Source organism: Mitsuaria sp. TWR114 (assembly GCF_007997345.1).
Window position 1 is genome coordinate 1 of sequence record NZ_VOSR01000225.1, and the last position, 13,565, is coordinate 13,565.

Sequence of the window (13,565 nt, forward strand, 5' to 3'; positions counted from 1 at the left end):
GCCGCCAGGCCCACCAGCAGCCAGGCCCAGGGGCCCTGGCCGTGCAGCAGCGGTTGGCGCTCGACGATCGCGACGGTGAAGGTGGCGCTGATGACGAAGCCCCAGCCGGCGCAGAAGTAGCCGGCGATCATCCAGCGCATCCATCGTGGATCGGGGGCGGCGGCGGTGCTCGTCGCGGCGACGGGCGGCGGCACCGGCGGGCGCCACCATGCCGTCAGCGCGAGCAGCGGCAGGCCGACGACGACGAAGCCCCACCAGTGGCCGGCCCAGTCGAGCGCGAGGCGGTCCATCGCCATCGCGCCGAGGGCGGAGACGACGATGCCCAGGCCAAGCCCGAGGAAGTGGACGCCGAGTTCCGGCCGCTTGCCGGCGCGCATCAGGAAGCCGAGCACGAGGCCGGAGCCGAGCAGCATGCCGGCGGCGCCGCTGAGCCCGCCGAGGTAGCGCGACAGCGCCCACAGCGGCAGGCTGGGCGCGAGCGGCATCAGCGCGGTGGCGAGCAGGCCCAGGACCATGCCCCAGAGGTAGAGCCGCGAGCGCCAGCGCGGGTCGTCGATCAGCGCGGCGATCACCGCGCCGCTCATGTAGCCGGCGTAGTTGACGGCCGCGAGCGTGCCGCCCATCGCGTCGCTCAGGCCGGCCTGCTGCTGCATCAGCGGTAGCAGCGGCGTGTAGGCGAAGCGCGCCAGGCCGATGCTCAGGATCAGGCCGGCGATGCCGCCGGCGGAGACCTGCCAGGGGCGGATCAGAACGTCTCCCAGTCGTCGCCGGGCGCGGACGTGGCGCTGGGGCTGGGGGCTGCTGCCGGCGCCTGCTTGGGCGTGGACGGCGCCGCGGGGGCGGGTCTTGCCTTGGCGACCGAGGCGGCAGGCGCCTTGGGCGGCGAGGGGCGCGCGGCCGCGGGCTTGGCTGCCGCCGGCCGCGTGGTCGTCGGCTTCGCCATCGAGGCGGCGACTGCTGGCTTCGGCGTCGGCGCTGATGTCCGCGCCGGTGCTGGTGGCGGCGTCACGCCCACCGCGTCGACCGACCCCGGCTTGGGGTCGCTGACCTTGAAGTGCCCGACCAGCGCCGTGAGTTTGCGCGCCTGGTCGCTGAGCGACTCGGCCGCGGCGGCGGACTCCTCGACCAGGGCGGCATTCTGCTGCGTCATCTGGTCCAGCTGCGCCACCGAGCCGTTGACATTGCCGATGCCCTGGCTCTGCTCGACGGTGCTCGCGCTGATCTCGCCGATGATGTCCGACACCCGCTGCACGCTGGCGACGATCTCCGTCATCGTGGCGCCGGCATCGCGCACCAGTTGCGAGCCGGCCTCGACCTTGGCCACGCTGTCGCCGATCAGCGCCTTGATCTCGCGCGCCGCGCCTGCGCTGCGCTGCGCCAGCGCCCGGACCTCCGACGCCACCACCGCGAAACCCTTGCCGTGCTCGCCGGCGCGCGCCGCTTCCACCGCGGCGTTCAGCGCCAGGATGTTGGTCTGGAAGGCGATGCCGTCGATGGTGCCGATGATGTCGTTGATCTTCTTGGCCGAGGCATCGATCTGCGCCATCGTGCCCACCACCTCGCCGACCACCGTGCCGCCGCGCTCGGCCACCTCGGCCGCGCTGCCGGCCAGCTGGTTGGCGGTGCGCGCGCTGTCGGCGCTCTGCTGCACCGTGCCGGTCAGCTGCGCCAGCGAGGACGCCGCATGCTGCAGGTTGGAGGCTGTCTGCTCGGTGCGGTGGCTCAGGTCCTGGTTGCCGCTGGCGATCTCCTGGCTCGCCGTCTGCATGCCGTCGGCGCTGGCCCGCACCTCGCGGATCACCTTGCGCAGCGAGCTCTTCATCGCCGCCAGCGCGCGCTGCACGTCGCCGATCTCGTCGCGGCTGTAGTCGCGGTCGACATGGAACAGGTCGCCCTCGCCGATGCGCTCGGCCTCGGCCATCAGCGACTTCAGCGGCGCCGAGATCGTGCGCACGAAGTAGGCGGTGGCCAGGGCCAGCAGGCCAACGATCAGCGTCATCAGCGCCGCCACGCCCCACACGGTGCGCATGCGCTCGGCCCCCGCGGCCTCTCGCAGCGCCGCCGAGCGCCGCTGCTGCAGCGTGACGAAGTCCTGCTGCGCGACCAGGTACTGCTCGATGGCGGGCACGACCTTCTGCTGCAGCGCCTGGTGCGCGCCGTTCACATCGCCGCCGGCCTTGAGCTTGTTCGCCTCGTTGCGGGTGGCGATGTAGGCCTGGCGCCGTTCGGCGATCCGCGCCATCGCGGCCTTGTCGTCGTCGCCCTCGGCCAGGGCCTCGAGTTGCTTCTGGATCTCGTTGATCGTCTCGGTGGTCTTGGCGATGTCGCCCTTCATCGCATCGGCGACGGCGTTGTCGTTGGCCGCCAGCCCGGCCTGCACGCGGCTCGCGTTGGCCTCGGTGAGGCCGCGCCAGCGCAGCGCCAGCTCGAAGCGTTGCTGCTGTTTCTCCTGGGTCGCCTGCGCGACCTCGAGCAGGCTGCGGGTGCGCGAGGCCGCCCCCAGCGACATCACCACCGTCATGACGGACATGACGGCAACGGGAATCCAGAGTCGCGTGGCGATCGAGAACTTCATCGGTCTGGCGCCTTGTGTTGGGTCGGGGGCTGCCCCGGGATGGTGCAGTCGACCTGCATCCCATCCTAAATCGGCCGAAGGGGGCACCGGCTTGAGGACAAACACTGCTAACCTGCCGCCCTGATCCGCGCCGGCCGCCCGATCCCGCAGAACTCCACAGAAGGTCCCGCCACGCCCATGAGCTTCCTGGCCATCGACATCGGCAACACACGCCTCAAGTGGGCGCTCTACGCGAGCCCCCAGCCGGGCAGCCCGATGCTGGCGCACGGCGCGCAGTTCCTGGAGAACATCGAGAAGCTGGCCGAGCACGACTGGGCCCGGCTGCCGGCGACGCCGGGCAGCATGCTCGGCAGCAACGTGGCTGGCGACGCGATGCGGCACCGCGTCGAGGAGCAGATGGAGTTGTGGGATATCGAAGCGCGCTGGGTGGCCTCGTCGGCGCAGGCGGGCGGCGTGATCAACGGCTATGACCACCCGGGCCGCCTGGGCGCGGATCGCTTCGTCGCGCTGATCGGCGCGCGGCACCACGTGCTGGCGCGCATGCGCGGGCAGACGCCGCGACCCGCGCTGGTCGTGATGGTGGGCACCGCGGTGACCGTGGACGCGCTCGACGCGGATGGTCGATTCCTGGGCGGGCTGATCCTGCCCGGGCACGGGATCATGCTGCGCTCGCTGGAAGGCGGCACCGCCGGCCTGCGCGTGCCGACCGGCGAGGTGCGCGAGTTCCCCACAAACACCTCGGATGCGCTCACCAGCGGCGGCAACTACGCGATCACCGGCGCCATCGAGCGCATGCACCGCCACATCGTCAAGCGCTGCGGGCAGGAGCCGGTCACCTTGATGACCGGTGGTGCGGGCTGGAAGGTCTCGCCTGCGCTGGACATCCCGCACGAGTTGATCGACTCGCTGATCTTCGACGGGCTGCTGGCGTTGCAGGCTCATCGCCTGGCGCTGTAGACGGCACGGTCCGGCGCTGGGGCGCGTCGACCGCGCCCGACGCGTTTACACGTCGACCTTGAACCCGAGGTCGATCTCCGAGCCCGGCTGGCCGCCGCGCAGGCCCCAGTTCTCGCGCTCCACCTCGTTGAGGATGATCTTGACGTGGTCGGCGGGGACGTCGAGCTCGCCGAGGCGGTCGACGATCGCGCGGTAGAGGCGGCGCTTGGCCTCGATCGTGCGGCCGGAGAAGGCCGTCACCGTCACCAGCGTGTAGCACTCGGGCCGCGAGAGCCGCGGCGGATGGATGAAGCGATGCGGCTCGTAGGCGATCAGGCGCACGCAGCGGTCTTCCGCCGGGATCTTGAAGCCCTCGACCAGCGCGGCCTGCACCGCTTCGATCAACTGGGTTTCCTGCTCGGGGGAACAGGCACGGCGGATTTCGATGAGGGTGCTCGGCATGGGCGCTGCGATGAGGGGCGACGGGAACGCGAGCTTATCGCGCAACGACCTGCCGGCTCTGGAAGTCGACGGGCACGGAGCTGTGCTGATGGACGACGCGCCATCGATCCTGCTCGCGTCGCATCAGCACGGTCAGCCGGTTCTCGATCGCGCGCAGCGCCTCGCCGCCGGCATCTAGCGCGGTGAACGCCAGCGTCGCCACGCCGCCGGCGACCTGGGTGTCGCACCAGGTCGTCACCTCCGTCGCGGTGACCCGCACGCGCACGTCGCGGATGCCGTCGAACCAGGCGGCGATCATGCCGCCCCAGTCCTCGCGGCCGGCGTAGTGCCAGCGGTCCCAGCTGTCGAAGACCTGGACGTCCTGCGCGTAGAGGTCCAGGAAGCGCGCCAGGTCGCGCTCGAGCACGGCGGCCGCGTAGTCGCCCAGGAAGGCATGGATCGGGTCATCGGTCATGGTGTGTCTCCTTGAAGCGGGATGGCTCCGTGGAGACGACGATCCAGGGCGGCGGATTTCGACGGGCACGGCGACGGGCCAGCGCGAGCAAGGCATGCACGCCGTTGTAGAGCAAGACGGGGATCGCCGTCAGCCAGAAGGTGCCGAACACGATCGACATGGCCAGGATCCCCAGGCCGAGATCGTCCTCGCAATGGCCGCTGGCGTCGCAGGGCGAAGGGACGAAGTGCTCGACCAGCGCGCCCGCGACGAGGAGCCAGACGATCAGGCCGATGCCCGTGAAGACGGCCGCGCGCTTCAGTGCTCGCCACGCGCCGGTCACCGGGCCCCCTGCTGATGCAGCGCCAGTCGCGCTGCCATCGCGCGACGTTGTAGAGCAGCACGCCGACGGAACTCAGCCAGAACATGCCCAGCCACAGGCCGACCACCTTGAGGGTGAAGATCATGTCGCCGTCGCAGCGGCCGCTGGCGTCGCAGGGGGAGGGGACGTAAAGGTCGATGAGCAGGGCCGTCGAGACGTTCCAGACCAGCAGACCCAGGAGGACGGAAATGAGCAGGCGATTCATGGCGGGCGGGTTCCTTTCCTGGTGGAAAGCGGCCAGTCTCGCCATCGGCGCGGTGCTCAGGATGAGCCCGGTGTGAGCGCTCGGTGAGCTTGCCGTGCGGTGCACGGCAGCGGCCGCCGCATGGCGTTGCCCCTCCGCGTGATCGTCCCGGGCGGAAGCCGCGCCGCCTTTACAGGATGAACCGGCTCAAGTCCTCGTTCTGCGCCAGCGCGCCGAGCTTCTCGTCGACCTGCGCGCCGGCGATCGTGACGGTCTGGCCGGCGTGCTTGTGCGCATCGAAGCTGATGTCGTCCAGCAGTCGCTCCAGCACCGTCGCCAGGCGTCGCGCGCCGATGTTCTCGGTGCGCTCGTTGACCTCGAACGCGATCTGCGCCAGGCGGCGGATGCCGTCCGCGCTCAGCTCCAGCGTCAGCCCTTCCGTCGCCAGCAGCGCCTGGTACTGCTTGACCAGGCTCGCATGCGTGCTCGACAGGATGGCCTCGAAGTCCTCCACCGACAGCGACTTCAGCTCCACCCGGATCGGGAAGCGGCCCTGCAGCTCGGGAATCAGGTCGCTGGGCTTGCTCAGGTGGAAGGCGCCCGAGGCGATGAACAGGATGTGGTCGGTCTTCACCATCCCGTACTTGGTGTTGACCGTCGTGCCCTCCACCAGCGGCAGCAGGTCGCGCTGCACGCCCTGGCGCGACACGTCCGCACCCCCGCTGTGCTCGGCACGGGTCGCCACCTTGTCGATCTCGTCGATGAAGACAATGCCGTTGTCCTGCGCATGCGCCAGCGCCGCGGTCTTGATCTCGTCCTCGTTGACCAGCTTGGCGGCTTCTTCCTCGACCAGCAGCTTCATCGCCTCGGCGATCTTGAGCTTGCGCGCCTTGCGGCGCTCCTGGCCCATCTGCGAGAACAGCCCCTTGAGCTGCTCCGCCATCTCTTCCATGCCCTGCGGGCCGACGATCTCCATCGACGGCCGCGCCTCGGCCAGCTCGATCTCGATCTCCTTGTCGTCCATCGAGCCCTCGCGCAGCCGCTTGCGCATCACCTGCCGGGCGGTGTTGTCGCCACCGGCGCTGTCCGCCGCCGGCGCGAAGCCGGTCGACGAGCGCGGCGGTGGTACCAGCGCGTCAAGGATGCGCTCCTCGGCCGCGTCCTCGGCCCGCGCCCGCTGGAAGCGCATCTGGCGCTCGCGCTCCTGCTTGACGGCGATGTCGACCAGGTCGCGCACGATGCTGTCCACGTCCTTGCCGACGTAGCCGACCTCGGTGAACTTGGTCGCCTCGACCTTGATGAAGGGCGCGTCGGCCAGCTTGGCCAGGCGGCGCGCGATCTCGGTCTTGCCCACGCCGGTGGGGCCGATCATGAGGATGTTCTTCGGCGTGATCTCGCCACGCAGCTTCTCGTCGACCTGCTGGCGCCGCCAGCGGTTGCGCAACGCGATCGCGACGGCGCGCTTGGCATCGGCCTGGCCGACGATGTGCCGGTCGAGTTCGGAGACGATCTCCTGCGGGGTCATGCTGCTGCTCATTCGTGTGCTCCGGCGCCGGTCAGTCCAGCGTCTCGATCGTGTGGTTGCCGTTGGTGTAGATGCAGATCTCGCCGGCGATCACCAGCGACTGCTTGACGATGTCCACCGCGCTCAGCTCGCTGTGGTTGAGCAGCGCCTTCGCCGCCGCCTGCGCATAGGCGCCGCCGCTGCCGATGGCGACGATGCCCTGCTCGGGCTCCAGCACGTCGCCGTTGCCGGTGATGATCAGCGACGCCGTGCGGTCGGCCACCGCCAGCATCGCCTCCAGGCGGCGCAGCACGCGGTCGGTGCGCCAGTCGCGGGTCAGGTCCACCGCCGCGCGCACCAGATGGCCCTGGTGTTTCTCGAGCTTGGCCTCGAAGCGCTCGAACAGCGTGAACGCGTCCGCGGTCGCCCCGGCGAAGCCCGCCAGGACTTGGTTCTTGTAGAGCTTGCGTACCTTGCGCGCCGTCGACTTCACGACGATCGAGCCCAGCGTCACCTGGCCGTCGCCGCCGATCGCGACCTGGTTGCCACGCCGCACGCTGACGATGGTGGTGCCGTGGTACGGCGCAAGCGGGGAGGAGGAATCTTGGGACATGGTGGAGCGGACGTGCGGGGACGCCTTGAACGTCATGAAAGCCTCACGTGGGTTCCCGCGCGGGAATCACAAGGTGAGGAAAAGGGAGCGGCCCCGCCTGTGCGAATGCCGGTTGACGAGGCCGATGATCGGACATCCGGATGAAGAACGGGGCCAGAGGCCCCGTGGTCGCGAAGGTCGAAGCCGGCGCGCGGCGGTCGTCAGACGTGCCGCACCTTGACCCGGGCGTGCTCGTTGATGCCCATGGCGCCGAAGAACAGCGCCACCAGCCGGTGCGCGTCGCTGAACTGCACGGCGCGGTTCTCGCTGCGCCGCGCCAGCACCCAGTTCAGCAGGTCGCCGGCGGCCATGAAGTCCAGGCGGATCAGCTTCGGGCAGGCGATCGTCACCAGCGACGCGGCGCCGAGCTGCTCGGTCATCAGCGCCAGCGTCTCGCTGATGTCGCCGCTCAACTGGCCGGAGAGCTCCATCAGCGCCGCGGTGTTGACCGCGTCGGTCATCGTCGACTCGAGGAAGGCGATGCCGGTGTCCGGCGCCGCCGGCTGGATCGAGGAGGGCGAGCTCGTCGACAGCGCATTGCCGCTGATGCGGACATGGCACAGCGCCTTTTCCCAGCTGGGCGGCGACACCTCGTAGGTGACGCAGTAGTCGATCGCGACCTCGTCGAACTGGTCCGGGCGATTGGCCAGGCGCAGCGCTTCCAGGCGCAGCATCCACAGGATGGGATCCGCGTCCCGGCTGCCGACCGGGGCCTGCTCCCGCAGCACGTTGAAGAAGTGGTCGCCCGACAGCCAGCGCAGGTCCAGCGCCTGCTGCGCCCAGGCGCGGAACAGGTCGCGCAGCTTGGCGCAGGCCTCGATGTCGATCTGGCGCAGCGGCGCCCAGTCGATCACCCAGGGCATCGGCAGGTTCTCGCAGCGGGTGCGCATCTGCGTCACCGCCTCGGTGTCCAGGTATTCCGGCGCCGTCCAGGAGACGCTGCTCGCGCGGCCGCGCGGGGCGCGCTCCTGCTGCACCGCCTCGGCCACCAGCTTGGGCAGCGAGAACCATTGCGGCGAGGACAGCCCGAACTGCTGCGCGTAGTCGTTGGCCAGCTGCTCGAACTTGCCCTGCTGGCCGGTCGCCCGGTACAGGTCGAACAGCACCAGCCAGGTCTCGGCGTGATCGTGGCGCGCGCCGCCCGCGCGGGTGAGGTCGATCAGGCTGCGCTCGCAGTGCTCGTAGTCGGCATTGGCGAAGGCGATCACCGCCTCGTCCAGCTCGGCGTCGTGCACGACCTCGCTGACCTCGACCTGCGGGTCCGCGACGCGGAAGCTCAGCGTCGGGATCTCCTTCTTCAGCTCGGGGATCGGCGCGGGCGCGGCGGCCGACTGCGGAGCCATGCCGCCGCCCATCGAGGCCGCGGCAGGCGCCGGCGACAGGTCCAGGCGCTCGATGTCGGCCGGCGAGGCGTGATCGGACACCCGCGCGCCAATCTGGTCCGCCGGCTGCGTCGCGGCGAAATTGACCGGTTTGGTACTGGTCTCGAAGAAGCCGGGCGAGTGCTGGCCCTGCACCTGCGTGGGGACGAAACCTTCGCCCACCATCTGCTGCTCGATCTGGTCGATCTTGGCCTTGACGCTGGCTTCATCGCGGCGGGCGCCCTGGATCTCGCTGATGCGGCCCAGTTCGTCGATGCCGGAGGTCGCGTGGCCGCCAAGCGCGGCCAGCTGTTCAGGCGTCAGGCCCTCGCGGCGGATCTTGCGCAGCATGTCGAGCTCGCGCTTGCGCACGAAATCGTTGCGCCGCTTGCGCTCCACCATCGCCCGCAGCTCGGCCTTGGCGGCATCGGCCTCGGGATCGTCCTGGCGGGAGTTGATCTCCGCCCAGTCGGTCGTCGGATTGGCGACGAAGCGCGCCACCTTGCGGAAGAAGCTCTCGCCTTCTTTGGTGCCGTCTTTGGGGTCGGTCATGCTCTGGCGGACCTTGCTCTGCGCGCTGTCCGGCTCAATCGCCGAACATCTTCTGTTTCAGCTCACGGCGCTGCTGCGCTTCCAGCGACAGCGTGGCGGTCGGGCGCGCGATCAGGCGACCCAGGCCGATCGGCTCGCCGGTCTCGTCGCAGTAGCCGTACTCGCCGCTTTCCAGGCGCTGCAGCGATTGCATGATCTTCTTCAGCAGCTTGCGCTCGCGGTCGCGGGTGCGCAGCTCCAGGGCGTGCTCTTCCTCGATCGTGGCGCGGTCGGCCGGGTCGGGGACGATGGAGGTGTCCTCGCGCAGGTGCTCGGTCGTCTCGCCGGCGTTGGACAGGATGTCTTCCTTCAGCTGCGTCAGCTTGGCGCGGAAGAAGTCGACTTGCTTGTCGTTCATGTACTCGCTGTCCGGCATCGCCAGCACTTCGGCGTCGGTCAGTTCGGCACCGGCCTTGGATTTCCAGGCAGACGAGAGTTTGGGATCGGTCTTCACGGCAGGGCGGCTGTTCTGGTTCGTTGATGTCGGGGTCGAAGGCCGGACAGGGCTGTCCAGCAGAGAGACCGTGCTGTCGGGCGCGTCCGCGTCGGCGGGTTTGCCTGCCGCCGGAGCCTTGGCCACCTTGGCGGCGGCCTTGGGCGCGGCGGTCTTGGAGGCCGGTGTCTTGCTCACGTTCACTCTCCTAGCGGCTCTTTATACCTGCTCGACATGAGAAGCCGGGGCTTCCCGCGCTTGCGCAGGGGCCTGGTTCGGGCGCGGCGGATTGTAGCCACCTCCGCCGCCGCGCCGCCGATGGGTCTGAACCATCGGTCAGTGTGGCACTAAGCCAGGCAGCCTTCCAGCCCCTGCATCAGGATGTCCTTCGGCAGGTCGATGCCGATGAACACCATCTTGCTGACCTTCTTCTCCTCGGGCATCCACTTCGGGCCGAGGTCGGACCCCATCAGCTGGTGCACGCCCTGGAAGATCACCTTCTTGTCGGTGCCCTTCATGTTCAGCACGCCCTTGTAGCGCAGCATCTTCGGACCGTACACCTGCACGATCGCGCCCAGGAAGTCCTCCAGCTTGGCCGGGTTGAACGGGCGCTCCGAGCGGAAGACGAAGGACTTCACGTCGTCGTCATGGTGGTGATGGTGCGGATGGTCGCAGTGCTCGCCGTGCTCGTGGTCGTGATGATCATGGGCATGGTCGTGGCCATGGTCATGACCGTGGTCGTGCGCATGATCGTGCTCGTCGGCGGCCAGGAAGTCGGGGTCGATCTCCAGCTTGGCGTTCAGGTTGAAGCCGCGCAGGTCGAAGACGTCCTTGATCGGCACCTCGCCGAAATGCACCTTGGACTGCGGCGCGCGCGGGTTCATGTGCTTGAGGCGGTGCGACAGCGCGTCCACCGCGGCGGCGTCGACCAGGTCCGTCTTGCTCAGGAAGATCTGGTCGGCGAAGCCGACCTGGCGGCGCGCTTCCTGGCGGGTGTCGAGCTGGTCGTTCGCATGCTTGGCGTCGACCAGCGTCAGGATCGAGTCGAGCAGGAAGGTCTCCGCGATCTCGTCGTCCATGAAGAAGGTCTGCGCGACCGGGCCGGGGTCGGCCAGGCCGGTGGTCTCGATGACCACGCGCTCGAAGTCCAGCTCGCCCTTGCGGCGCTTGGCGGCCAGGTCGGCCAGCGTGGTGCGCAGATCCTCGCGGATGGTGCAGCAGACGCAGCCGTTGCTGAGCTGGATGATCTGCTCCTGCGTCTCGCTGACGAGGATGTCGTTGTCGATGTTCTCCTCGCCGAACTCGTTCTCGATGACGGCGATCTTCTGGCCGTGCGCCTCGGTCAGCACGCGCTTGAGCAGCGTCGTCTTGCCCGAGCCGAGGAAGCCCGTGAGGATGGTGGCGGGGATCAGTCCCGGCGCGGGACTCGTGGCTGGATTCGCGGCGGCGGTGTCAGGAACGGACGACATGGTGAACGACCAATCTATGGAGAAGCTTGGGCCCGGCAACTGGGGGCGGATGACTGTGTTTCAAGCGAATGTCAATGTCAATCGGTTATTCTGGCGCCTCCTCAACGACGGCACACACGACAGTGTCTGATCCCCAGCCTAGTCGGCCCGCCAAGCATGGCGGGCGTGGCAACGACCAACGCGGTCTCATCGATCGCGTGCTCGAATTCCTGCACCCCGGCCCCGACTCGACCAGCGAGCTGATCGAGAACTTCGCCGAAGCGGAGGAGCGCGATCTGATCGCGCCCGAATCGCGCCAGATGCTCGAGGGCGTCCTGCGGATGGCCGAACTCAGCGCCGGTGACGTCATGGTCGCCGCGCCGCGGATGGACCTGCTGGACATCCAGTCGCCGCCCGACGAACTGCTGGCCGCCGTCATCGATACCGGCCACTCGCGTTTCCCGGTCTACGACGGCCAGCGCGACAACATCATCGGCATCCTGCTGGCCAAGGACCTGCTCAAGCTCCAGCGCGCTCCGGAACTGAATCTGCGCGCGCTGTTGCGCCCGGCAGTTTTCGTGCCCGAGAGCAAGGGCCTCAATGAGCTGCTCCGCGATTTCCGTTCCAACCGGAATCACCTGGCCATCGTGATCGACGAATTCGGCAACACCGCCGGCCTGATCACGATCGAGGACGTGCTCGAGGAGATCGTCGGCGAGATCGAGGACGAATTCGACGTCGGCGACGGCGATGCCGGCATCTACACGCTGGCCGACGGCAGCTACCGCGTCGCGGGCGACGCCGAGATCGACGCGGTCAACACCGCCTTCGGGCTGTCGCTGTCCGACGCCGATTTCGACACCATCGGCGGCCTGGTGGCGCATGAGCATGGCCGCGTGCCGCGCCGTGGCGAGACCGTCGAGGTCGCCGGCCTGCGCTTCTCGGTGATGATCAACCGCGGCGGCGCGGTGCGCTGGTTCAAGGTGACCCGCGCGCCGGCGCCCGAGGCCGACGACCACAGCGGCTGATGCGCCGCGGCTCCTTGTCGGACCGGATCGACGGCGGGGCCCGCCAGGGCCGGTGGTCCTGGCTGCTTCATCCGGCGCTCGCGCTCGTCGCCGGGGCGCTGCACACCGCCTCGTTCTCGCCCAGTCCCGCCTGGTGGCTGCAGCCGCTGGCGCTGGCCTGGCTGGTCGCCGCCTGCGATGGCGTGCGGCCGCGCCGCGCCGCGCTGGCCGGCGCGCTGTTCGGCATCGGCTGGCTGGCCTCGGGGCTGTGGTGGCTCTACATCAGCATGCACGACTTCGGGCATCTGCCCGCGGCCGTGTCGGCGCTGGCGGTGCTGGCGCTGGCGTTGTTCCTCTCGCTCTACTACGCCGCCGGCATGGGTCTGGCGGTTCGCTGGTCCGCCGGCGCCGCGCCGACGCGGCGGGTGCTCGCCTTCGCCGCCCTGTGGCTGGGCGCGGAACTCGCCCGCGCGAGCTGGTTCACCGGCTTCCCGTGGATCGCCAGCGGTTACGCGCATGCGCAGGGGCCGCTGGCCGCGCTCGCGCCCTATGTCGGCGTCTACGGCATCACCGCGGTGGCGGCCCTGCCGGCGGCGGCGCTGGCGCTGCGCCACTGCATGACCGGCGCGGCCTTCGTCGGCGCCATCGGCGCGGTGCTGCTCACGCTGGTGCTGGCGCGCGGCGTCACGCAGAGCCTGCGCCTGCTGCTGGCCGGGGTCGTCGTCGGCGTGGTGCTGGGCTCGGGCGCCGCGCTGCTGACGCTGATGAACCCCGACATCCTGCGCGCGATGCAGGCCTTCATGCTGGGCAGCACCGGTTATGTCGGCTGGAGCGCGGTGCAAGTCATGGCCGTCGCCCTGGGCCTGTGCCTGCTGACGGCGCTCGGCTGCAGCCGCACGCTGGACGCGCTGACGCTGGGCGAGGACACCGCCCGCTCGCTGGGCCAGCGCCTCACGCTCATCCGGCTGCTGCTGATCGCGACGCTCTCGCTGGCCACGGGCGCGGCGGTCGCGCAATGCGGGCTGATCGCCTTCGTCGGCCTGGTCGCGCCGCACCTGGTGCGCAGCTGGGGACCGACGACGCATGGCGCGCTGCTGCTGCTGTCCGCGCTGACCGGCGGCGCGCTGCTGCTGGCGGCCGACATCGCCGCCCGCTGGGTCATCGCGCCGCAGGAACTGCCGGTGGGCATCATCACCGCGCTGCTGGGCGGCAGCTACCTGCTGTGGCTGATGCACAGACGCAAGGCGCATTTCGGCGGCGCGGGAGGCAGCCAATGAGCGCCGCCCGATTCGACGACGGCAGCCGGCCAGGCGCTGGCGGCGTGCTCGCAAGCTCTGGCGCATCCTTCGTAACCGGGAACGCCGGCACGTCCGCGACTGCGGCCGATGTCGCGTCCGCCGCCGTCGCCATGGATGCTGGCGCAAGCGACCACGCAGCCCAGGCGGCCGACGCCGTGACGCTCGGACACGTGCCCGCGCTGCGCATCGAGCTCCGCGCGCTGTCGCTGGGCCACCGGCAGGTGCTGCACCCGCTGTCGCTGGCGCCCGCGCCGCGCGCGTGGACGGCCATCGTCGGCCCGAACGGCGCCGGCAAGTCC

13 protein-coding genes and 1 pseudogene are annotated in these 13,565 nt (G+C 69.7%); 4 read left to right on the forward strand and 10 right to left on the reverse strand.

Annotated elements, in window-relative coordinates; all coding sequences use genetic code 11:
- Both FUT87_RS28610 and FUT87_RS10040 read right to left on the reverse strand, forming a co-directional pair.
- Positions 1-653, reverse strand: a 653-nt coding sequence (locus FUT87_RS28610) for a YbfB/YjiJ family MFS transporter (RefSeq protein WP_255511758.1), incomplete at its 3' end; no start/stop codon positions are given.
- A 92-nt stretch (positions 654-745) separates the two neighbouring features.
- A complete protein-coding gene (locus FUT87_RS10040; protein ID WP_186830461.1) occupies positions 746-2,575 on the reverse strand; it encodes a methyl-accepting chemotaxis protein in 1,830 nt (609 codons plus the stop codon).
- A gap of 177 nt (positions 2,576-2,752) precedes the next feature.
- Here FUT87_RS10040 and FUT87_RS10045 point away from each other — a divergent pair, with 177 nt between their 5' ends.
- Entirely contained in the window at positions 2,753-3,532 is a 780-nt protein-coding gene (locus FUT87_RS10045) for a type III pantothenate kinase (protein WP_091719865.1), read from the forward strand.
- Positions 3,533-3,577: 45 nt separating this feature from the next.
- Here FUT87_RS10045 and FUT87_RS10050 read toward each other — a convergent pair whose 3' ends face one another.
- The 8 genes from FUT87_RS10050 to FUT87_RS10085 form a co-directional block, all read right to left on the reverse strand.
- Positions 3,578-3,973: a tautomerase family protein gene (locus FUT87_RS10050; RefSeq protein ID WP_147240928.1), complete on the reverse strand. Its 396-nt coding sequence runs from the start codon at positions 3,971-3,973 to the stop codon at positions 3,578-3,580.
- A 34-nt stretch (positions 3,974-4,007) separates the two neighbouring features.
- The gene (locus FUT87_RS10055; protein WP_183488712.1) at positions 4,008-4,427 is read right to left on the reverse strand and encodes a nuclear transport factor 2 family protein; all 420 of its coding nucleotides are present in this window, start codon (positions 4,425-4,427) and stop codon (positions 4,008-4,010) included.
- Entirely contained in the window at positions 4,417-4,749 is a 333-nt protein-coding gene (locus tag FUT87_RS10060; protein WP_147240930.1) for a hypothetical protein, read from the reverse strand. The genes FUT87_RS10055 and FUT87_RS10060 overlap by 11 nt, the downstream gene beginning before the upstream one ends.
- A gap of 413 nt (positions 4,750-5,162) precedes the next feature.
- The gene (hslU, locus tag FUT87_RS10065) at positions 5,163-6,509 is read right to left on the reverse strand and encodes an ATP-dependent protease ATPase subunit HslU (protein WP_091719880.1); all 1,347 of its coding nucleotides are present in this window, start codon (positions 6,507-6,509) and stop codon (positions 5,163-5,165) included.
- Positions 6,510-6,528: 19 nt separating this feature from the next.
- Entirely contained in the window at positions 6,529-7,089 is a 561-nt protein-coding gene (gene hslV, locus FUT87_RS10070) for an ATP-dependent protease subunit HslV (protein WP_091719884.1), read from the reverse strand.
- Positions 7,090-7,289: 200 nt separating this feature from the next.
- Positions 7,290-9,041, reverse strand: coding sequence for a hypothetical protein (locus tag FUT87_RS10075; RefSeq protein WP_147240931.1), 1,752 nt, complete (start codon positions 9,039-9,041; stop codon positions 7,290-7,292).
- 34 nt (positions 9,042-9,075) lie between these two features.
- A complete protein-coding gene (dksA, locus tag FUT87_RS10080; protein ID WP_175538132.1) occupies positions 9,076-9,711 on the reverse strand; it encodes an RNA polymerase-binding protein DksA in 636 nt (211 codons plus the stop codon).
- A gap of 149 nt (positions 9,712-9,860) precedes the next feature.
- A complete protein-coding gene (locus tag FUT87_RS10085) occupies positions 9,861-10,982 on the reverse strand; it encodes a GTP-binding protein (protein ID WP_147240932.1) in 1,122 nt (373 codons plus the stop codon).
- 122 nt (positions 10,983-11,104) lie between these two features.
- Here FUT87_RS10085 and FUT87_RS10090 point away from each other — a divergent pair, with 122 nt between their 5' ends.
- From FUT87_RS10090 to FUT87_RS28615, 3 genes and pseudogenes are all read left to right on the forward strand, one after another.
- The gene (locus tag FUT87_RS10090; protein WP_233218109.1) at positions 11,105-11,989 is read left to right on the forward strand and encodes an HlyC/CorC family transporter; all 885 of its coding nucleotides are present in this window, start codon (positions 11,105-11,107) and stop codon (positions 11,987-11,989) included.
- The gene (locus tag FUT87_RS10095) at positions 11,989-13,245 is read left to right on the forward strand and encodes an iron chelate uptake ABC transporter family permease subunit (protein ID WP_222617106.1); all 1,257 of its coding nucleotides are present in this window, start codon (positions 11,989-11,991) and stop codon (positions 13,243-13,245) included. Before FUT87_RS10090 ends, FUT87_RS10095 begins: the two co-directional genes overlap by 1 nt.
- A pseudogene (locus FUT87_RS28615) lies at positions 13,242-13,565 on the forward strand (hypothetical protein); the annotation flags it as partial. The gene FUT87_RS10095 and the pseudogene FUT87_RS28615, both read left to right, overlap by 4 nt.

Coding starts and splice junctions, on each gene's coding strand:
- FUT87_RS10040 (WP_186830461.1), bottom strand. CDS start 2,575: ATGAAGTTCTCGATCGCCACGCGACTCTGGATTCCCGTTGCCGTCATG.
- FUT87_RS10045 (WP_091719865.1), top strand. CDS start 2,753: ATGAGCTTCCTGGCCATCGACATCGGCAACACACGCCTCAAGTGGGCG.
- FUT87_RS10050 (WP_147240928.1), bottom strand. CDS start 3,973: ATGCCGAGCACCCTCATCGAAATCCGCCGTGCCTGTTCCCCCGAGCAG.
- FUT87_RS10055 (WP_183488712.1), bottom strand. CDS start 4,427: ATGACCGATGACCCGATCCATGCCTTCCTGGGCGACTACGCGGCCGCC.
- hslU (WP_091719880.1), bottom strand. CDS start 6,509: ATGAGCAGCAGCATGACCCCGCAGGAGATCGTCTCCGAACTCGACCGG.
- hslV (WP_091719884.1), bottom strand. CDS start 7,089: ATGTCCCAAGATTCCTCCTCCCCGCTTGCGCCGTACCACGGCACCACC.
- FUT87_RS10075 (WP_147240931.1), bottom strand. CDS start 9,041: ATGACCGACCCCAAAGACGGCACCAAAGAAGGCGAGAGCTTCTTCCGC.
- FUT87_RS10085 (WP_147240932.1), bottom strand. CDS start 10,982: ATGTCGTCCGTTCCTGACACCGCCGCCGCGAATCCAGCCACGAGTCCC.
- FUT87_RS10095 (WP_222617106.1), top strand. CDS start 11,989: ATGCGCCGCGGCTCCTTGTCGGACCGGATCGACGGCGGGGCCCGCCAG.